At 48.5% G+C, this 21,035-nt stretch carries 19 protein-coding genes; 8 read left to right on the top strand and 11 right to left on the bottom strand.

Going from position 1 to position 21,035, the window contains the following annotated elements; genetic code table 11:
- The first annotated feature begins 49 nt into the window (after positions 1-49).
- The 5 genes from K6T99_05470 to K6T99_05450 all read left to right on the top strand — a co-directional run bounded on the left by K6T99_05470 (position 50) and on the right by K6T99_05450 (position 4,810).
- Positions 50-622, top strand: coding sequence for a rubrerythrin family protein (locus tag K6T99_05470; protein MCL6519260.1), 573 nt, complete (start codon positions 50-52; stop codon positions 620-622).
- 42 nt (positions 623-664) lie between these two features.
- Entirely contained in the window at positions 665-1,201 is a 537-nt protein-coding gene (locus K6T99_05465; protein ID MCL6519259.1) for a ferritin, read from the top strand.
- A 391-nt stretch (positions 1,202-1,592) separates the two neighbouring features.
- Complete coding sequence (locus K6T99_05460) at positions 1,593-2,912, top strand: sulfatase-like hydrolase/transferase (protein ID MCL6519258.1); 1,320 nt, start codon at positions 1,593-1,595, stop codon at positions 2,910-2,912.
- Complete coding sequence (locus K6T99_05455) at positions 2,912-3,688, top strand: hypothetical protein (protein ID MCL6519257.1); 777 nt, start codon at positions 2,912-2,914, stop codon at positions 3,686-3,688. Before K6T99_05460 ends, K6T99_05455 begins: the two co-directional genes overlap by 1 nt.
- Positions 3,689-3,730: 42 nt before the next feature.
- Positions 3,731-4,810: a Gfo/Idh/MocA family oxidoreductase gene (locus tag K6T99_05450; GenBank protein ID MCL6519256.1), complete on the top strand. Its 1,080-nt coding sequence runs from the start codon at positions 3,731-3,733 to the stop codon at positions 4,808-4,810.
- Between the two features lie 39 nt (positions 4,811-4,849).
- Here K6T99_05450 and K6T99_05445 read toward each other — a convergent pair whose 3' ends face one another.
- The 5 genes from K6T99_05445 to K6T99_05425 all read right to left on the bottom strand — a co-directional run bounded on the left by K6T99_05445 (position 4,850) and on the right by K6T99_05425 (position 10,214).
- The gene (locus K6T99_05445) at positions 4,850-6,139 is read right to left on the bottom strand and encodes an NCS2 family permease (protein ID MCL6519255.1); all 1,290 of its coding nucleotides are present in this window, start codon (positions 6,137-6,139) and stop codon (positions 4,850-4,852) included.
- Between the two features lie 110 nt (positions 6,140-6,249).
- A complete protein-coding gene (locus K6T99_05440; protein ID MCL6519254.1) occupies positions 6,250-6,771 on the bottom strand; it encodes an adenine phosphoribosyltransferase in 522 nt (173 codons plus the stop codon).
- Between the two features lie 63 nt (positions 6,772-6,834).
- On the bottom strand, positions 6,835-7,869 hold the full coding sequence (mtnA, locus tag K6T99_05435; protein MCL6519253.1) for an S-methyl-5-thioribose-1-phosphate isomerase: 1,035 nt from the start codon (positions 7,867-7,869) through the stop codon (positions 6,835-6,837).
- A gap of 21 nt (positions 7,870-7,890) precedes the next feature.
- Entirely contained in the window at positions 7,891-8,739 is an 849-nt protein-coding gene (locus K6T99_05430; GenBank protein ID MCL6519252.1) for a PIG-L family deacetylase, read from the bottom strand.
- A 56-nt stretch (positions 8,740-8,795) separates the two neighbouring features.
- Positions 8,796-10,214, bottom strand: a complete 1,419-nt coding sequence (locus tag K6T99_05425) for an ROK family protein (protein MCL6519251.1) — start codon at positions 10,212-10,214, stop codon at positions 8,796-8,798.
- A 339-nt stretch (positions 10,215-10,553) separates the two neighbouring features.
- On the opposite strand from K6T99_05425, the gene K6T99_05420 reads away from it, so the two are divergent.
- From K6T99_05420 to K6T99_05410, 3 genes are all read left to right on the top strand, one after another.
- Positions 10,554-12,710, top strand: a complete 2,157-nt coding sequence (locus K6T99_05420) for a hypothetical protein (protein ID MCL6519250.1) — start codon at positions 10,554-10,556, stop codon at positions 12,708-12,710.
- 119 nt (positions 12,711-12,829) lie between these two features.
- A complete protein-coding gene (locus K6T99_05415) occupies positions 12,830-14,026 on the top strand; it encodes an MFS transporter (GenBank protein ID MCL6519249.1) in 1,197 nt (398 codons plus the stop codon).
- A gap of 43 nt (positions 14,027-14,069) precedes the next feature.
- Positions 14,070-15,119, top strand: a complete 1,050-nt coding sequence (locus K6T99_05410) for a hypothetical protein (GenBank protein MCL6519248.1) — start codon at positions 14,070-14,072, stop codon at positions 15,117-15,119.
- Between the two features lie 92 nt (positions 15,120-15,211).
- Here the strand turns inward: K6T99_05410 and K6T99_05405 are convergent, their stop codons facing one another.
- From K6T99_05405 to K6T99_05380, 6 genes are all read right to left on the bottom strand, one after another.
- Positions 15,212-15,517, bottom strand: coding sequence for an STAS domain-containing protein (locus K6T99_05405; protein ID MCL6519247.1), 306 nt, complete (start codon positions 15,515-15,517; stop codon positions 15,212-15,214).
- Between the two features lie 173 nt (positions 15,518-15,690).
- Positions 15,691-17,403 carry a TIGR03960 family B12-binding radical SAM protein gene (locus tag K6T99_05400; protein ID MCL6519246.1) on the bottom strand — a complete coding sequence of 571 codons (1,713 nt, stop codon included), beginning with the start codon at positions 17,401-17,403 and terminating at the stop codon, positions 15,691-15,693.
- A gap of 119 nt (positions 17,404-17,522) precedes the next feature.
- Positions 17,523-18,575, bottom strand: coding sequence for a cell division protein FtsZ (ftsZ, locus tag K6T99_05395; protein MCL6519245.1), 1,053 nt, complete (start codon positions 18,573-18,575; stop codon positions 17,523-17,525).
- A 33-nt stretch (positions 18,576-18,608) separates the two neighbouring features.
- Positions 18,609-19,847: a cell division protein FtsA gene (gene ftsA / locus K6T99_05390; GenBank protein ID MCL6519244.1), complete on the bottom strand. Its 1,239-nt coding sequence runs from the start codon at positions 19,845-19,847 to the stop codon at positions 18,609-18,611.
- A 12-nt stretch (positions 19,848-19,859) separates the two neighbouring features.
- Positions 19,860-20,216 carry a small basic family protein gene (locus K6T99_05385; GenBank protein ID MCL6519243.1) on the bottom strand — a complete coding sequence of 119 codons (357 nt, stop codon included), beginning with the start codon at positions 20,214-20,216 and terminating at the stop codon, positions 19,860-19,862.
- A gap of 10 nt (positions 20,217-20,226) precedes the next feature.
- A complete protein-coding gene (locus tag K6T99_05380) occupies positions 20,227-20,988 on the bottom strand; it encodes a DUF881 domain-containing protein (protein MCL6519242.1) in 762 nt (253 codons plus the stop codon).
- Between the last annotated feature and the right edge of the window lie 47 nt (positions 20,989-21,035).

Here is a 21,035-nt window from a genome sequence, read left to right as displayed (position 1 = left end):
AGCGCTAAGCCTATAAGGGTCAAAATGATGTAGAAGGGAGAAAAGCACTTTGGACTTGAAAGGAACGCAGACAGAAAAGAACTTATTAAAAGCATTTGCCGGAGAATCTCAGGCAAGGAATCGTTATACCTTTTTTGCAAGCGTCGCGAGGAACGAAGGCTATATGCAAATCGCTGACGTTTTCCTCGAGACAGCTGAGCAAGAGAAGGAGCATGCCAAGCGATTTTTCAAGTTTCTCCAAGGCGGCGATGTTGAAATTCAAGCCACCTATCCCGCAGGTGTGATTGGTACAACCGCTGAAAATCTCAAGGAGGCAGCAGAAGGCGAATACTTCGAATGGGCAAAGCTTTATCAGGAGTTCGCCAAAGTTGCCGAAGAAGAAGGCTTCCGCCAGATTGCAGCTGTATTCCGCGCAATTTCAATCTCCGAGAAACAACACGAAAAGCGCTATCGGGGGCTTTTGGCAAATGTTGAGGCTGGAACCGTGTTCCAAAAAAGCCAACCGGTGGTTTGGCGTTGCAGGAATTGTGGATATATTCATGAAGGAACATCGGCGCCGAAAGTTTGCCCAGCTTGCGAGCATCCCCAGGCATATTTTGAATTGCTAGCAGAGAATTGGTAGCCATCGCTATCAAATCCCATTAACTTGCAATAGGAGGCAAGAATGTTAAGTCAGAGAATGTTAGATGCATTAAACAAGCAGATAAATGCAGAGATGTATTCGGGCTACCTTTACCTCTCAATGTCTGCCTACTACCAATCAATTGGCTTGCCCGGTTTCGCAAATTGGTTCTTTGTGCAGAATCAAGAGGAGCAAGCCCATGCCCAGATTATCTACAATCACGTAATTGACCGCGGTGGGCGGGTCATCCTCAAAGCAATTGAGGCGCCGCCGACTGATTGGTCAGGACCTATCGCACCCTTTGAAGACGCCCTCAAACACGAGCAAAAGGTTACCGCAATGATTAATGATTTGGTGAACCTTGCGCTGGAAGAAAAGGATTTTGCCTCAAATGCCATGCTTCAGTGGTTTGTAACCGAACAGGTAGAAGAGGAGAAAAACCCAGCGGACATTCTCCAGCAACTCAAGTTAACAGGCGATGCACCTGGCGGTTTGCTGATAATTGATCGTGAGCTTGCCACGCGTGTCTTTGTGCCTCCCGCAATTCTAACAGGCGGTGAAGCAGCGTCCGCGGGTTAGCCCCTGTCGTTCGCAATATAGGCTTCTCTTCTCCCTTGCCTAATGAGAAGGAAAAAAGGCCCAAAAGGGAGAAGAGGAGCCTTGTGAGTAGATTCCAAATCCCAATCAACATTTTCCAGTTGAATGCTGATATATTTTTTCCTAGGACCATCTTGCATTCCCCAACCGAACACATAACTCCCTTGCATGCAATAATTAACTGCTTGATATTTATTCTGGTTAGCGGCGTGAACCCCTTAAATTATGAAGGTGAAAGCAGTTTGGCGAATCTTAAGGGTATATTAATTGCTTCGCTTTGCAAGGAAAATTAGTCATGTTAGAGCAAAAAGTAACTAGGCGGGAATTTCTCAAATCGTCCGCGGCAGTCGCCGTTGGAATCGGAGGTATCGGTATGCCTTTTGCAAAAGAGCCTGCTGCAAAGAAGCCCAACTTTGTTATTATCTACTGCGACGACCTGGGATATGGCGACTTGGGGTGCTTCGGGTCGAAGGAGGCGAAAACTCCAAACCTAGATTCTCTTGCTAAAAGCGGCGTACGCTTTACAAATTGGTATTCGAATTCCCCTGTATGTTCTCCATCTCGCGCATCTTTGCTGACCGGCCGCTATCCAATGCGCGCCGGAGTTCCTCGTATTCTCGGCGGGAAGCGGGGTTTGGCTGGCCTTCCGCCAACAGAGGTTACGTTGGCAACAGCCCTGAAGCCCCTCGGGTATCGAACAGCGATTTTCGGCAAATGGCATCTTGGCACGGCAGAAGAATACCGGCCAAATGCTCATGGGTTTGATGAGTTTTTTGGGTTTCTGGCTGGCTGTGTTGATTACTATTCGCATATTTACTACTGGGGCCAGGGACGCGGCGAAAATCCCGTGCACGACCTTTGGCACAACGACAGAGAGGTGTGGGAAAATGGGCGCTATCTAACTGAGTTAATCACCGAGAAAGCAGTGGAGTTTATCAAGCATCAAAGCAACCAGCCGTTTTTCCTCTATGTGCCTTACAGCGCACCGCACTATCCAATGCATGCGCCTAAAAAGTATCTTGACCGCTTTTCTAACATGCCTCCCGACCGCCGAATCATGGCCGCTATGATTGCCGCTGTGGATGATGGAGTCGGCGAGATAGTCAAAGCGCTCAAGCAGGCGGGTCAACATGAGAATACCGTAATCTTTTTCTCAAGCGACAATGGACCATCTAATGAGACCCGCAATTGGCTCGATGGCAGGGTTGATCCATATCTCGGCGGCAGTGCGGGAATCTTTCGCGGACACAAGGGGAGCCTTTTCGAGGGAGGAATACGCATGCCGGCAATCATGAGCGCACCTGGCCGCATTCCAGCAGGAAAAGTTTGCCACGAAGTAGGCGCAATGATGGACATCTTTCCGACATTCATTGAATTTGCTGGCGGTAAGCTCCCAGCTGGCCGAAGTATTGACGGCATAAGTATCCGGCAGATGGTAGTCGAAGGTGCAAAGTCCCCACATCATCGGCTCTTTTGGGAGTATGATGGCCAACTTGCAGTTCGACAGGGAGAGTGGAAGCTCGTGCTGAATGGCAAGCTTGATTTCAACCAAACCCAGCCCGATGCTGTTCATCTTTCTAATCTAGAGACAGACCCTGGCGAAAAGACCAATCTAGCAGATAAGCATCCGTCCCTCGTAGAAGAGCTGACGACTGCCGTCCAAGGTTGGTTCGCCGAACTAAGGAGTGATTAATGATGAGTGACAGTTCGAAAAATCGCCGTGGTTTTATATTGAAAGGCTTGCTGGCATTATTAGGTGGACTCATTGGCAGGCGCGTGCTGGCCGAGGAGAATTCTTCTGGATTAGAAACCGAAGGGGAGGTGCTCAAAACCTGTGTATATAAAGGACGGCCGCCTATTGAGCCGCTTGATACAATGATTCGCTTTGAGCGCTCGGATAACAATAACGGGCGGGCTATGACTCACGAAATCCTGTCCCTAATGCATGAAGAAAAGGGCACAAAGTCTTATCCTTGGACAATTTATTCTCACTTGACCACTCATCATGTCGAAGGAGATGCTTGTGTAATCTGTTCTCGCCTGCATAAAAACGGTAGGGGTTGGTCTTGTGGTCTTCATTCGGAAGTTTTCAGCAATGCTCCAATGGTTGGTCTAGGCGTTAATGTTGAAATGAGCAATCTTTATGCAGGCTCAGAGCAGACGGTATTGTATGGCGTCAATGTCATGGCTTGTGGACCAAATCCATGCCAGAGCGGCATTGTCATCAAGAATAATGGCTCAGGCCCAGGTGCTATCTTTGAAAAGCAAATATCGCTTGAAAGCAGCGGTTCGATTGGGATTGACCTGCCTGCGAAGTTTGACGTTGGCATTCAAATGCATGGGAATGCCATAGCTTTAGACGGTGAGGGCAAAATTAAATTGCGCTACTCCAATGGGCGCATAGAATTCCTAAATGGCGACAAATGCATTGGTCATATTAATGTGGAAGAAGAGGACCACAAATTATAGGGCTTGTGCATTTGAATATATTGGTCTTCAAAGGAGGAGAAAATGGCTTACAAGATGATTCAAGTTGGCACGGGAGGCTTTGGTGCCTGGTGGTGCAAAGTATTTCTCCCACCAAACATCAAAGAAGGACTTGTTGAAGTAGTAGCTGCTGTGGATATTAATTCGGAAGCTTTATTAAATGCTCGTGAGCATCTTGGTTTGCCAGAGGATAGGTGCTATACCGATATTAAAAAAGCGTTCGGCGAAAACCCTGCCGATTTCTGCACTATAGTCGTACCACCGGCATTTCACGAGGATATAGTCGACGTGGCGCTTGCTCATGATATGCATATACTATCCGAGAAGCCAATCGCAGACACCTTGGAAGCATCCGTCCGCATTGCCGAAAAAGTCAAACGCGCAGGAAAGAAAATGGGCGTTACCATGAGCCACCGCTTTGACCAAGACAAGACTACTCTTCGGCAGGAGCTTAGGTCGGGGCAGTATGGCCAGCTTGACTATTTAATTTGCCGATTCACATGTGATTGCCGGCGGTTTGGAAGCTGGGGCAAATTCCGTCATGAAATACCCGACACCCTAATGGTTGAAGGAGCTGTTCACCATCTCGACATACTTGCAGACCTAGCTGGGGCAAAGTGCGATACTATTTACGCACAGACCTGGAATCCGCCGTGGGGTGAATTTGCTGGTGACTCCCAAGGTCTTGTTATGATGTCTTTTCAAAACGGAGCGCGCGCTTTCTATGAGGGTGCCAAGACCAATGCTACGGGGCTCAATGGCTGGGGCCAGGAATACATTCGCGCCGAATGCGAGAAGGCAACTATTATCCTAAACCACCGCCGGATTGAGCGATTTTGGTACAACCCATCTGGTTCATATTCGGATGAAGGCACAGGCGAAACAATACCGCTCATCGAGCAGCCAAAATGGGCAAATACATGGCTTATTGAGAAATTCGTGCGTTGGCTCGACGGCGGCGAACCAATGGAAACAAATGTGGAGGACAATCTCCAGTCGGTTGCGCTAATCTTCGCGGCAATCAAAAGTAGCAAAACAGGTAGCCCCGTTAAGGTGCAGCAGCTTCTAGAAGAAACGCGCAGAAACATCACACTAGGCTGGTGACGGCATGGCGATGGCTATTTCGGCGAACAATCGCTTAGCTTATTTCTGCAAGGCGAAGCTTAGGGCGAATAGGGCGGAAACAACAACCATCAAAGGGTGCAATTCCCTCCACTTCCCAACCATCAGCTTAACTAGAGTGTAGGCAATGAATCCGTATCCGATTCCTCGCGATATGCTTAGTGTGAGAGGGATTACGAGGATGGTTAGGAATGCTGGGAACGATTCCTCTAAGTTGCCGAATGGAATCTCGCAGACTACAGCCATTAAAAGAAAGCCAACGACTATGAGCGCTGGCGCGGTTGCTACGGCGGGAACAATGCTGATTGCTGGTGCAAAGAACACGGCAAGCAGGAATAGAACGCCTACAACCACTGCAGTCAGCCCAGTTCGGCCGCCCGTCGAAACTCCAGAAGCGCTTTCAATATAGGTAGTTACTGAGCTTGCACTACATATCGAACCCCACACTGCCGCAAGTGAATCCACAAGGAGCACTCGGTTCAGGCGCGGAAGGCGTCCATCAGGGGTCAGATAGCCTGCTTCGCCTCCAACTGCGATTACTGTGCCCATGGTGTCAAAGAAGTCAGTGATTAGAAAAGCAAATATCGTTGCAACTAAGCTGAGATTCAACGCCCCCAAGATGTCCAGCTTTGCAAACGTCGAAAAGTCTGGAGGGGCGATTAGCTTATCGGGTATCTTACCAATTCCGGCGGCGATGGCAATGCCGGTGGTGATTAAAATCCCGAGAAGTATAGATCCTTTAATTCGCCGAGCCATGAGCACAAGCATGATAACTAAGCCGCATGTCGAAACTAACGTGCCGGTGTTTCGAAAAGAACCAAAGCTTGTTAGCGTCGCTGAGTCTCCAATTACCCAGCCGGCTTGCTGCATGCCGATATATGCGATTAGAAGTCCAATTCCAACCCCAATTGCTCGCTTTAAGCTTAGAGGGATAGCATGCATAACGGACTCGCGAATTCGGGTAAGCACTAGAATTGTAATGATTGCTCCCTCAACAAAAACAATTCCCATGGCTGTCTGCCATGGGATATTCATGCCCTTTACAACCGAATAGGCGAGCACAGCGTTTAAGCCCATTCCGCTTGCTAGCGCAAAGGGGTAGTTTGTGTAGAACCCCATCAAAAGTGTTGGGATTGCAGCAGCAAGGGCAGTGGCCGCGATAGTTGGGACAAGGGGTAGCCCGGCTGCCTGAAGTATGCTCGGGTTGACGAAGATAATATACGCCATGGTCATAAACGTAGTTAAGCCGGCAATTACCTCGGTTCTTATGTCAGTGTTTCTTTCTTTGAGTCGGAATATGCGTTCGAGCATTCTGCCACCCCAAACTGTTGCTATTGTTTCAATGCCCGGCTCTAGCCGACTTTTCTAGCGCCGTTGTGTCTTTTTTACCATGGACGATAACAAGAATCGAGCGATTTATATCAGTAAGTTACAAAGCTTTTCACATCATAGCCTTTGAGTTGATCTCGACCACGAAGGAAAGTAAGCTCTACAAGGAAGACAAGGCCAGCAACTTTTCCGCCAAGCTCCTCAACGAGCTTCACCGAAGCCGCCGCAGTGCCGCCCGTTGCCAATAAATCATCCACAATTACTACTCGCTGTCCAGGAACAATTGCATCACGATGCATCTCGACTACGTTTGTCCCATATTCCAAGGCATACTCGCACTGGATTGTTTCATGTGGGAGTTTGCCTAGTTTCCGCACGGGGATAAACCCAACGCCTAGCTCTAGCGCAATTGGAGTCCCGAACATAAAACCCCTTGACTCAATACCAACGATTGCCTCTGCCTTTTTCTCTCTGGCAAAGTCAGCCATCCTTTGTATAACCTCAGTAAATGCTTGTGGATGCAATAGGACTGGGGTGATATCTTTGAAGATTATCCCCGGCTTAGGGAAATCGGGTATATCTCGAATTAGGTTCTTTAAAAGCTGTTCAGACATGGCGTCAGCTCCTCTCTGTGAGCTATTGTAATTATAAGATACAGTAATTACAACAATAGTTTATTACCTCCTCCCAATTGCTAGGCTTTCCTCATATGGCGGCTTTAGGATGCCGCGCTCGGTGATGATAGCGGTCACATATTCGGCTGGAGTCACGTCGAAGGCTGGGTTCATTACACGCACGCCCTCCGGGGCAATTCGAATACCAGAAATATGGGTAACTTCCTCAGACGGTCGTTCCTCAATGGGGATCATTTCGCCGTTGGGAAGCGAAAGGTCCACGGTTGACATGGGAGCTGCGACGTAGAACGCGATGTTGTGTTTTCTCGCTAGAATGGCGAGGCTGTACGTGCCAATCTTATTTGCAACATCGCCATTGGCTGCAATTCTGTCTGCTCCGACAATCACGCAATTGACTAAACCTTTTTGCATGGCATAGCCAGCCATGTTGTCTGTAATAACCGTGACCGGAATGCCAAGTTGCTGAAGTTCCCATGCTGTAAGGCGCATGCCTTGGAAGCGAGGGCGTGTCTCGTCGGCAATGACTTTGACTTTTTTGCCAGACTCAACGGCGGCTCGGATTACCCCAATAGCTGTTCCATATCCTGCGGTTGCAAGGGCTCCTGCATTGCAATGAGTGAGCACGGTGTCCCCATCTTGAATAAGCTCGGAGCCATTCTTGCCGATGCGTCGGTTTACCTCAATATCTTCTTCGAGTATTGTGATAGCCTCGTCTACGAGTCTGCGCCGGATTTGGTCTATTGGAAGGCTAGCATTTTCGTTTGCCGCGCGTAGCATCCGTTCAATCGCCCAGAAAAGGTTTACGGCAGTGGGCCGGGTGGCGCGGAAATCATTGGCTACTTTCGCGATTTGTTCCCAAAAATTGTTTTCTGGAATTGACTGAGCAGCAAGAGCAATCCCAAGGGCAACCGCAACTCCTATGGCGGGTGCGCCTCGTACTTGCATTCTTCTTATTGCTTCCGCGATGCCTTGGTAGTCGGCATATTCAATATATGCCAGCTCGTCTGGAAGCTTTGTCTGGTCTATAAGAACTACCTTACCATCTTTCCAATCAACTGGTCGAAGTTCGGCAGCCACCGCAATACCTGTGTACTTTTTCTAGCTGAACTTAGTTAAGCGATTGGAGACTTCGTTTGCAAATCGCGAAATATAGCCTGCAACGTACTCCTTCACGTCTAGCGATGGGTTCTTAATTAGGGGAGTTAAGTCCATCGCAAAGCTCATCTGGGTTGTAATATCAGTGCCGTGAGACTCGAAGTAGGTTGCATTTGCCCTGCGCCGCCCAATTGTCGCTAAGTCATACCGCTTTCCTCCGCAGATTTGGGAGTCGAAGACTCCTAGGAGCGCTGCTGCCAAATTCTCATGCCCCGCAAGGTCGAAGGCTACTTTGTCCTCATCAGTCATCCAGTCGAGGTCCCGCCAAACTTCGCATCCATAGACGGCTTTGGGTTTGGCATCGTCCGGAAGCTCTCTCAATGCTTGAATTGTGCGGAGGGCGACCGACACGTGGGTGTCGTGTTTGTCCGCTAGGTTATGAGTATAAAGAATCTGTGGGCGGCCCGCTAGCAGCAGTTTTTTAATATCCTCAACTACGTTCTTGTTAGACGGATCTTTTACCGCTGAACTGCTGTAATCGAGAAGCGCAACCGCTGCGTATTCACCTACAACAGCTGCTTTCTTTTGTTCCGTTCGCCGGACCTTCTGCATGTCTTCATCGGTGTAGTTGGCATACAAGTCGTCCCTCGGACTGCCGGCTCCATTTGTCACTACAACGCCCGTGAACCAATTTGTTGGGCTTCCAAAGCATTTTAGAATGCCGTCGTATGCCATAATTTCAATATCATCTTGGTGACACCCTATTGCCATATGGGTTGTTCGAGCAATTGCTTTTTCAACTAGTTCGCCATCTGGGACAAATATTTCGGCATTTGGATTTGTGAGTTGCATTAGTTTTCCTCCGCATCCGTCGCTCCCTATTCTTGTGAAAGAGAGCGAGGTTTGAATTATTTCTTAATCTCCGGAAGGCTTGCCGCCGCAACGGCTTGGCCAACACGACGTGTGGCTTCATCCTCTGGCAGGTGAAGCGATATCCGGTCCACGAGCTCAGGAAATTCCGTCCGTAAGACTTCCTTCGCACGCTCGATTATTATTGGTCCTCCACTGCCTGAGGTTACGCGGCCAAGAACTAGCATGTGCCTGATTTCATAAAAGTCAGCGTAGTGGGCGATGGCGTATCCTACATAGCAACCAATTGTGTGCCAAATTTGCTTTGCACGTTCTTCGCCTGCCTCAAGCAAGTTTTGAACCGATTTTAGCTTGTCTGCTAAACTCAGATTCTCATTAAGTTCGATTCCTGCTGCGCTTGCCAACCTGAATACTCCCTGCTGGGAAAGATATTGAACGCCACAGCCTGCGTCACCTGACCATTCGTCTACCGGGGCATCAGGATGATAGTCAATCGGCGCAAAAGCAAGTTCATTCAGCCACCCTGTGATATTTCCTTCTTGGTTGACGTATCCTGCCGCCTCGCTTGACCCCATTGCAATGCCAAGAACGGCGTTGTCATTTAGAGACATTGCACCTGCAAGTGCGGTCACATCGCCGTCGTTTACAACAACTAGTGGAACACCCCATTCTTCGCCCATTCGATTGAATATCGATTTTACTTTTGTCTCAAACAGCTCCTTCGGGACGCCACGGAATAACGAGGCAACCATTGGGCGGTTATTGATAATAACCCCAGCAGAGCTTCCGCCTATTGCGTCTACCCGAGGCATATGGGCGGCGGCCGATTTGAGCCCAGCCATGATTTCGCGGTAGTGGTACTCAGGATCGCTCTGTCCGCGTGGGTCCCATACAACTTCCTCGCTGAAAACAGGCTCGCCATTAATCACAGCGGCGGCTTTCCGATCGCTTGCGCCGAGATCAAATCCTATGCGGCATCCATCTAAGTGTCTGCCAAGAGCGGCGCTAACTTCGTGTGGTGGGGCAACCTTTTCAGGGTCGGTAATTTCAACTTCGAACGGCTTCTCGTACGTAGTTGGGCCCATGAAGTCCCAATCAAAGGCGCGCTCCCCATTTGGCGAATACACTTCTTGAATGTATTCGCCAATCTCTCTCGGTCCGCCGATGGTTACTTTCCATGCGCCTTTCTGCCATAGAAAGAACTTTACCAGGCGCTCAACGTATGGAAAATTGAGGCTTGCTTTCTCATGGCTCGCCGGAAGTATCTGCGTTTCATATCGCGACCTGGTTCCGTCCCCTCTCTCCAAACCTATTACGAGAGGGACGCCTCTGCCAGATTCTTTGACAAGTTCGCGAAATGCCCGGTTTGCCAGGACCGCTGGGCGGAACATGTCATCTAATGGCGGTTTAACCTTCGGTATGCCGAGTTCTGCTAGCTTTTCCAAATCTTTACTCATACAATTACCCCTCTGCTATATGCGAATTGGCGGTATGATTGTTGCTGAACAGAGATTGCGGCGGTTTGCCCGCCTTTTTCGCCAAAACGCGATTGCCAATGTAAACGTATGCATTTCAATAATACGGTGCAGGAGTGATATTGTCAAGGTGGGTGAGCGTTTCCCAGCCTAGCAATTGGCGTTCATGCAGGACACGGCAAAAATACCTGGCAAATTCCAAATCTTTATAGAAGGATTTGACCTGCTATTGAAAGTATGAATCATAAAGAGGTTGATTATGATTATTTTTGAATACCAATACTAACCGAACAGTTGTATTGGACCTGGAGCGAGTAAAGGATGAAAAGAATTTGGGTTATTTTGCTTGCCTTAGGCATTATTATTCCCTGCAGAGGTGATGTCGTGAGCATTCCAGACGATTTTCCAAAGTTTTCAGTCCCTGGCTATGAAAAGGAGATGGCGAGCATTCGTCAGCTTTTCTGGCTGCATTACCCTGGCTCAGGTCCCAAGGCTACGCTTTGGGACGAGTGGCTCAGTAGCCCAGCATTGTGGCCTGCTGTGAGTGGTTCGATGGAAAAAATGCGTAAGGATTGGGCTCGTGTTCTTAGCGAAAGGATTATTGACCCCGAGGGGTATGTGGCTACTCATCAGCATGCATCAATAGCTCATCAGCTTGGCTGGCCGTTTCCTTTTTGGAATCAGGGCGTGGGTACTGTAGGGTGGCATTTTTCGTTCAAGAACACCGTGGGTCCCCCTTGGCGTCAGCATGATTTGAGCACAACCAGCGGATGGAAATTATCTGGTGCTGAGGATAATGGAATTAGCGAAGACGGTTGGAAACTCGAACTGACCGAGCCAAATGCCTCTGCTTCTACGCCTTCGATTAAGGTGGACACCTTCCAGTCGCCATTCCTCCAACTTCGCTGGTCAGCGACCGGCCTTGGAGATGCAAAGCCCTTCATCGAATGGGCAACCAAGGAAAATCCCAGGTTTTCTGCCGACCGCCGAATGTACTTTGAGCCTGTTGAGGGGACAGCGATAACCTATACGATGATTCCACTCTACAAGCACCCAAAATGGGGTGGTGAGGTCACAAAGCTTCGAATCTGCTTTGGAAACTCTGTTCCAGGCGGGTTGGTTACTATTCAAGCTTTTTTTACCCAATACGATACGCGGCACAATGTTAACAGCCAGAACTTTATACTTGGTTGCTCAAATTACTTTCACTGGACAGGTGACATCAATTTTCTTCGACGGAATATTAACCGCATGAGAATGGCGCTGAGGCATATGATGACAGAACATCATACGCTTGAGAAAAAAGTTGTCTATACTACTTGGGTTGGTCATGATGGTCGAAGCGGTTTGAAACGCAACGCCGATGGGTCAAAGGAAATCTTCTCCGGCATGGGAATTGGAAATAACTATTGGGATTTGCTGCCATTTGGTAGAATGGATGCGTATGCGACAATTCATTACTATGGTGCACTTCTGGCAATGGCAGAAATAGAAAAAGAAATTACTGAGCATCCGGAATGGAACATTCCGCTTGGCACGCTTGCTTTTAATTCCGAAATGCTGATTAAGCATGCAGAGGAAGTAAAGGAAACTGGCAACAAGATTTTTTGGAACTCTAAAACTGGACGTTTTGCTACTGGTCCCGATGCAGATGGGAAGATGCATGATTATGGATTCACTTTCTTAAACCTAGAGGCAATTTACTATGATTTTGCTACGCCAGAGCACGCACGCTCGATTATGGAATGGATGTCAGGCAGGCGTACTGTAAAGGATGATACTGCGCAAGGGCTGGATATCTACCATTGGAGATTTGCGCCTAGGGCGACTACAAAGCGAAATCTGGATTACTATTTCTGGGCATGGAGCTCACCTGAAAGCATTCCTTGGGGCGGTCAGGTTCAAGACGGTGGAGCAGTACTTGGATTTTCTTATCATGACATCATGGCGCGCATTTGCACTCTCGGTGCGGACGATGCTTGGGCTCGCCTAAAAGAAATCGTTAAATGGTTCGATGAAGTCCAGGCGGCAGGCGGATATCGGAAATACTACGACGGTTCTCGCGAGGGCACTTTGCAGGGTGGTGGAACCGCAGGCGGCCTCGGCCTTGATTGTGAGTTCTTCGAGAGTGTTATGGTTCCGCAAGTGATGCTCGACGGATTCCTTGGTTTCAAACCGACTGCGGATGGTTTTAAAATAGCCCCCAAGCTTCCGCGAGACTGGCTTGAGCTGACCATTGACCGTATCCGCTGGCACGATTTCATCTTTACCATCAAGGCGACGCATACCTCAGTAGAAGTTCGCCGAATTTCCAGTCTACCAGCATGTGAACCGGTCGTTATCTCACTGCCTGGCAGTTGGAAAGCATCGGATGTATCAGGAAGTGTGGTTAAGAGGCTTCACGATGGGTTGTTTGAAGTAGATTGGAGAAGCGGTGATGCTGTAAGGTTTGAGATGACCGACTCGAAGGTGCGATAGAAATAAGTCATCTGCGAAGAGGTTCGATGGCGACTTTCTAGGGTTTGCTTGACATACGCACGGATATATGGCATCCTGTAAGAAGTTATAGTACCCACAACAGTAAGGAAGATTAGTAGTTGTTCGCCGCACTCAGACACCGAAATTATAGGCTGTATTGGTCAGGAATACTGATCTCAGCCATTGGTAGCTGGGTGCAGACAATTGCTCAGGGATGGCTTGTCTTCAAGCTAACAAACTCCTCCCTGATGCTTGGCACAGTGCTGTTTCTAAATAGTATTCCCTTCACAGCGCTGTCGCTTTTCGCGGGGGTGATTGCAGACCGGGTTGACCGCCGAAAGTTACTTCTGCTGACCCAAAGCATATTGGCACTTTCGGCTTTCATATTGGGGGTGCTCATCACTATTGGGAGCATTAGAATTTGGCATATAATGGGGTTGGCGTTTTTAAGTGGATGTGCAAACGCTTTCGATATCCCCACACGCCATTCGAGCATCCCTTTCCTTGTTGCAAAAGAGCACATAATGAATGCAATTGCTTTGCAGTCGGCAGCGTTCAACAGCGCACGTATCATTGGGCCGGCGATTGCAGGGATACTTGTAGAACACATCGGGATAGGACGGTGTTTTTTCGTTAATTCGGTTAGTTTTTTGGCGGTCATTGCGGCCTTAATATTAATAAGAATTAAAAGTCCGAAGACTGCAGAGCGAGCCGACGTGCTCTCTGAGTTTCGACAAGGGATGAGATATGTTTGGGAGCACAGCACCATTAGGACTCTTATCATTATGGTGGCTTTCCCCAGTGTGTTTTCGATGCCTTATACGACGTTGATGCCTGTATTTGCAGACCGAGTGCTAAAAGTTGGCGTGACTGGCTACGGGACCCTAATGTCGGCAGTAGGTATAGGAGCACTTGTTGGAGCATTGAATCTTGCTTTTTTTAGCAATTCCCAGAGGAAAGGCTTGATTCTCTCCATAGCGTCGGTCTCGCTTGCAGTTATGCTGATACTTTTTGCAAATTCAAAGATATTTCCCTTGTCGCTGGTTTTTTTGGTTGGCCTTGGTTTTATGAATGTAACTTACCTTGCAACGACAAATACGCTTGTGCAGAGCATTGTGCCGGATAATCTTAGGGGGCGCGTTGTGAGCGCATACTTATTTGCATTCCAAGGCCTTTTGCCACTTGGGCATATCCAAGCGGGGGCGCTGGCAAATATAATTGGAGCGCAAGCGACGTTGACTATTGGTGGTATTATCTGCGGCAGCGCCGCTACTCTGATGCTCTTATGTCAACCCAAAGTAAGGTCCCTTAAGTGATGTTTTAGATGATACCGCCTAATCCGATTATGGAGGTAAGTATTTGTTCCGAATCTGTTATATAACTTTGCTTTTCTTGGTTTTATCTGTGGGTGCAACAGCGGCTGTCTCAATCCCACCAGTAGCTTGGTCAGGTGACGGTGCAAAAATTGCCGTAGCCAGCCAAATTGAAGGATCGTATGGCATACATATATTTGACCCTAATGGATGTAGGGGTAATTTTATAAGATTTCACCATGAAATTCTTGCGATGAAATGGCCAGCAAGCGACCAGCCAATTGCAGTTTTAGCACGTCAGCCGGATGGCAAGTGCTATTTGTGGCTATTAAATATTTCAGGAGTCATTAAGAAAATTTCTAGCAGGGCTGTCTACATACCGAAAATAGCAAGCCCAAATTATTTCTCTTGGTCGCCAGATGGAACATCTATCGCCTTCGCTTCGAACTCCGGCGGTAGCGTGGATATATACCGCATTCGGGTTGATTCGGGCAGAGAGCAAAAGCTGACAAGCGGGAGCATGGATTTTGAGCCAGCTTGGTCTCCCGATGGTAGTAAAATTGCTTTCACAAGCAGAAAGGGAAAATCCCTTGGCATATATCTCGTCTCCTCAGCAGGCGGTTCTGCGCGGTGTGTTATTGACACACCTGACGACGAAGAGAACCCAACATGGTCGCCCGATGGTACGCACTTAGCATTTCTTCGCACTGGCGGGCGTACCGGAATATACACCATATCAATCTCAGGTTCGGGGTTAAGGCCAGTCGCCATAGGGGGAAGTAGTTATCGGTCGCCAGTATGGTCATCTACCGGTAAGTGGATTAGTTATATATATGGAAAGGAACCAGCAAACATTTTTGCTACTAGCGTTGCAAAGTCCACAGGATTTGGTCCCCATTTTCAGGTTTCGTTCGACCGTTCAAAAGCATTTAGCACCTGGTTAAGAGTGCCGACGTGGTCTCCAAACCACGACCGCCTTGTTTATGCAACTTACGAAGACGGGAGATTGAGCGTCCGCATTGCCACTCTTTCAGAAAAAAGTGGCCCCGCGATATCTTATGTTTATACTGCTCCGCCTATTGTCCACAAGCGCTAGTAAGGGCAATTGTTTAGATTCATGCGCTGTCAACAATTCAAAAGCGTATTTATATCGAAAAAGCAGACGTTCCACGTATTCGAATGCTAAAATCATTTGATGTCGAAAAGTTTGTGTAGACCTGAGATTTCAAATATTCGGCGGATTGAGCCATGAGTTCCTCTCACCTGAATTTTCCCTTGTCCTTTTAGCTCATGGTAAGCTTTAATAAGAGCTTTCAATCCCTCCGAATCCATGTATTCGACGCTAGTTAGGTCTACGCAAAATGTGGTATGATTACTTTCTATTAGTTGTTGGAGACATTTGGCGAGGTGCGGGGATGTATCAAAGTCGAGATCACCAGTTACAATGACGACAGGCATTTCGCCATCGTATTCGAGGTTTACTTTGAAGTCCATCTACTTCCCCCTAATCAATTTTTTCTTTGCCATCCCTCAACTTCGGGGGATAACGACGGCCTGCTTATCCTATAAATTAGCATATATTAGCCTTCTTGTCAATCTCTTTAAGCAACTAGTAGATTAAAAATTCGCTTTTAAAATACTTTGACTTATTTAAAAGTATTGCTACTTTAAGTATGGCAGACGCCGCATCTACGGCAGATTCCGACCAAACATTCTTCCGTAGGAGCAGCTATCATTGCTCGCTCGTATTCAGCCCAGAGATATGCTTTTGCTACTCCGATGTGGATGTGGTCCCAAGGGAAAATTTCATCTTTGTGCCTCTGCCGGTGAGCGTAAAATTCGGGGGAAATCTGAGCATTCTCAAAAGCTTTGCGCCATGAGAGACCCTCACGATGCATCAAGAGTAGTATTTCTTTCAGCCTGCGGTCGCCTCTAGCGAAGATTCCTTGGAGCACGGCTTCCCTTGCGCTTTCGCATGAAACGTTCACATGTTTGACAGTTCGAAGCGCCCTTCGGATGGTCGTTAATTTTTCTGAAAGTTCTTTTTCATGTTCCATTGAGCACCATTGGAATGGCGTCCAGGGTTTAGGAACAAAGCAGCTAGCAGATACGATAAGCCGCCGCCATTTAAATGCCTCAGCAATTTTCGTAACGAGGTGAATGATTGCATGAACATCTTTGGTTTCCTCAGTTGGAAGACCAACCATAAAATAGAGCTTCAAGCTTCGAAAGCCTCCGTCCCAGGCAATGGCCGCCGCATTAAGTATCGCTTCGTCGCTTATTGGCTTATTTATCACTAAGCGAAGCCGCTCACTTCCCGCCTCCGGTGCCAATGTTAGAGTCTCATGGCCGCCTGCATGAAGGGCTCCTACAATGTCGCGGTTGAGGGTGTCCAAGCGAGTGGATGATATCGAAAAAAGTCTGTTTTGCTCAATAAGCGATTGGCAAATTAAAAGCGAACTTGGATGGTCGAACACAGAAGCACTCACAAGGCCTACTCTTGTTTGTCGTGCCGAGCGCTCGGAAGCCTTTATCCCCGAAAGCACAGATTCTGGGCTTCGGGGTCTTGGAGGGCGATAAATGTGTCCCGCAACGCAGAATCTGCATTGCCTACCGCACCCGCGTGCAATCTCGGCGAGTATCATATTCGAAAACTCGGTCTCGGGCGTTTGTATGACGCTTGCTGGGTTATACAAGTTGAGGTTCCTTACCCAGCGCCGCCTAATTCGTTCTGGTGCGCCGTGGGTTACTTTGTAGCCGCTGAGCGTGCCATCGTCTTTATAAGAGGGGTGGTAGAACTTCGGTATGTAGATTCCTTCGACTTGTGCCAGGGCTTCCAAAACGGCATCACGATCGTTCGGGCGGCGAAGTATCTCAACCATTTCCTTGATGAGTTCTTCCGCCTCACCGATTATAAAGGCATCAAAGAACGGCGCTAGAGTTTCAGGATTGAATGTAACGGCGGCTCCCCCTGCGATTACAAGTGGCTGGTCTTGCCCACGTTCCTCTGGAAGTTCGCTAATTTTCGAAAGAGAAAGCATTTTAAGCACATTGAGGTAATCAAGCTCATATGAGATTGAAAAAGCTAGCACATCAAAGTTTCGAACCGGCATTTGGGATTCCATGGTTATAAGCGGCTCGTTGGTTCTAAGTAGGTCTGCCATATCATCGGCATCGGGGAGGAAAACTCTCTCACAGACCGCGCCCTCTGTTTCATTTAGCATACGGTAGACCACTTGGAAACCTAGATTTGACATGCCGGTGTAGTATGTGTTTGGGAAAGCGAGGGCGAATCGAATGTTTGCAGCATGGGGTTTATAGATTGTGCCCGTTTCCTTTTCAAGGCGCTTCCTAATAGTCTCTGCTAGCTGCTTTGACATGCCGGCACCTCAGGGAACGGGTTAATAGAGAATGGGAGAATGGGAATCATTGCTCTTCTTTTCTTTTGCCCATTCTCCCATTTTAACTCTGGTTTGTTTTTACCCTTTTGCGTGTCTTTTTATCTTCGCCGCAGAAAAGCAGGGATATCAAAATCTTCTGCCACGCCGCGGGTTGGAATGCTCTCGCGGGCTGTCATGCGTTCGGTGCCCATGGTCCTAGCTCCGTCGAAGCCAGTTGCTAGAACTGTGACCTGGACTGCGCCTTCCATTCGCTCGTTAATAACTGTTCCAAAGATGATATTTGCGTCGCGTTCGTCGCTTGTCTTGAATATAACGTCAGCTGCTTCATATACCTCGGAGAGCGTCAAATCTGGGCCACCGGTAATGTTGAAGAGAACTCCCCTGGCTCCTTCGATACTGCTTTCAAGAAGCGGGCTTGATATCGCCGCCTGAGCAGCCTCCACAGCGCGATTGTCGCCCGTTGCATAGCCAATGCCCATTAGGGCTGTTCCTGCGTCTGCCATTACAGCCTTAACATCTGCGAAGTCTACATTAATCATGCCGGGAATAGTGATGATATCCGAAATTCCCTGAACACCCTGCCTGAGGATGTCGTCTGCCATCCGGAACGCCTCAATGAGGGTGGCTTTCTTTTCGGTGACTGCTAGTAGACGGTCATTTGGGATTGTGATGATTGTATCAACTTTGTCCCTGAGGCTGTCTATGCCTTCCTCTGCTGTGCGCGCCCTTCGGGGCCCCTCGAAGCTGAATGGTTTGGTGACCACAGCTACCGTGAGAGCACCCAATTCTTTGGAAATTTGGGCCACAATCGGAGCAGCGCCGGTCCCTGTGCCGCCGCCCATGCCTGCGGTGATGAAAACCATGTCCGCGCCTTCAAGTGCCTTTTTGATGTCTTGCTTGCTTTCCTCAGCCGCATTTCGTCCAATCTCAGGATCGCCACCGCAACCCAGGCCTTTTGTAAGGTTCTCGCCAATCTGCAACCGTTCGTCAGCAGATGACATTGCAAGGACCTGTGCATCGGTGTTCATGGCTAGGAAGCCTACGCCAGTAACGCCGCACTCAATCATGCGATTGACTGCGTTCGTGCCTCCTCCCCCAATGCCGACCACTTTGATTTTTGCGTAATGGTCCGAATTGCTGCCGTTTGCCATAATACTTTGCCCCCCTTTGCTGTATTTAGAAAGCTAGTCTTGGTTAATCCTAGCAAATATCTCGCGGATACGCTTTAATATGTTAAAGAGAACTGTGCCGTCGCGCCTTTCATCCATTTGCTTGTCCTGGTATTTGCGCCAGAACTCTAGCAGACCGACCGCCGTCGAACATGCTGGACTGCTCACCGCGCTTGCATGCCCAGTAAGGTTTGACGGTGCCCCGACTCTCACGGGGAAGCCTAGTACCTCGGACATCAACTCCGGCAGACCCCGAAGTAGTGCTCCTCCGCCAGTTAGCACTAGCCCAGCAGAGAGCTTTTCTCGGCATCCTGCCTTTTCTATCTGCTCCCCAATAAGCTGGCACATCTCTGCGGCTCTGGGTTCGATTATCTCCGCCAGCACTTTTTGGGGAAGCCGCCTTACTTTATTGCTGCCTATACTGGTGAATTCGAAGCTTTCATCATTTCCCACAAATTTGATGGCAGCATATCCATAATTTAGTTTGATGCGCTCCGCTTCCTCAATTGTTGTTCGAAGACCGACGGATATGTCCTTTGTGACATGGTTTCCGCCGACGGGAACAATCCCAGAGAAATATATTTCTCCTTCTATATATGCGGCAACATCACTTGTGCCGCCGCCAATGTCTGCCAGGGCAACGCCAAGCTCGCGTTCCGCCGGCAGAAGTACACACTCGCCGGTTGCTACGGGCTCAAGTACCGTGCCATCAACCGACAGCCCAGCTTGGTGGACACATTTTAGCACATTTTGGAGGAATGTGGATACCCCTGTTACAACATGAGTTTCTACTTCTAACCGATTTCCATGCATTCCAATTGGGGCACGAATGCCACGCTGTCCGTCAACCGAATACCACCGCGGGATTGCATGGATTATTTCACGGTCGGAAGGCAGAACAATAGTTCTGGACGATTCCAAGGCACGCTCTAAATCGGCCTCGGTAATTTCTCTCCTCGGATGTGTTATTGCTACAACGCTTCGACTATTTAGGCAGGCGATATGTTCGCCAGTTATGCCGACGACTACGGAGTCTATCCTTTCGCCTGCCATTTTTTGTGCTTCCTCGACTGCCTTGCGAATGGCTGAAACGGTCGAGGCAATATCTACTACCACCCCTTTCCTTAACCCCGTGCATGGAGTTATTCCAACACCCAGTATTTCAAGGCTTGCACCAGTGGTTATCTCGGCAACTAGGCAGCAAATTTTAGTGGTTCCAATGTCTAGACTGCTTATTAGATAACTGTAGTCCAAAGCAATCCCCGCCTAATGTTCCTTTTTTGTCAGCGCAATCTGGGTGAGCCAGTAGCGCCTTATAAGCGACAGGTTGAGGAAGACTCGCCCTCCAAGTGCAACAACAGCCGCAAGGAATAAATCAACTCCAATCTGGTCGCCAAGATAAGCTAGCAGAACGGCGAGAAGCGTATTTACTAAGAAACCGCTAATAAATATGTCTGCGCGAAACTTTTCTTCCAGTCCTGCGCGAATACCGCCAAAAAGTGAGTCCAATCCGGCAAGTGTCGCCAGGGAAAGGTAGCTTGCAAATCCAGCTGGTACTGTAACATTTGGTAAATATATAATTGTGAATCCAATTAGTAAGCCAACTATCGGCAGCCAAACCATTCTGCCCATCCTATTCTACGCTCACCGGCTTGGCATATTGGAATTCTGTGCTTCCGTTGTATGCCGGCACCATCAGGTTTTTCTTTTTTTGAATTCGAACCATATCGCTTAGGTCTTCTAGCATTTTAAACTGGTCGACAATCCCGCCCCTGATTTTTAAAGCACTCTCCATCGCATCCGGTGGCCCAATAGCAACAATTGTGTATGGAGGAGCAATGGCTACATCATTTACTTTGATGCTTCCTCCTGTGCATCGAATTGCTGATTTTGCTATGAGGCGCTGGCCGTTTACGGCTATTGCCTCCGCTCCTGCCGCAAGGAGCTCGTTGACAAAATTGCGAATGTCCTGATCGTGAATAATATATTCCTGTGCTAAATCGGGCGGTGCATCCGGCGGTGGTTCCTTGGTGCTGTCTTTGAGAATAACTACTATTCCATCTCCTTGAACGGGGGTCAGACCAGCGAGAAACTTCGCCTTCTGCAAGTCTTTGTTCAAGAGTTCTGTGCGAGTCGACCCCTGCCCGAGAGCTGACTGATACTCCTCTAATTTCTTTTGATAATTTGCGATTTCTTTGCGCAATTGCTCTCCTCGCTGGCGCTCGTCTTGAAGGGCTTGAACCAACCCTGGGAAACGAGTAGTGGGAATCCCAGAGGCAGTGCGGATGTGTTGCTGAGTTTTTAATGCTGCTGCTAGTAGCATTCCCAACACAATGCTGAGAATTGTAACCTGCCATATCCACGAGTTGTGTTTGATGCCAACGGGAGTGCTCATATTTGTTGACCAAGGATTGTCCTTTAGATTGCTAAGGACATTCTCCT

The organism is Armatimonadota bacterium (assembly GCA_023511795.1).
Lineage (GTDB): Bacteria > Armatimonadota > UBA5829 > DTJY01 > DTJY01 > JAIMAU01.
The sequence above is the reverse complement of the archived record's forward strand: the minus strand, read 5'-3'. Positions and strand labels throughout refer to the sequence as shown.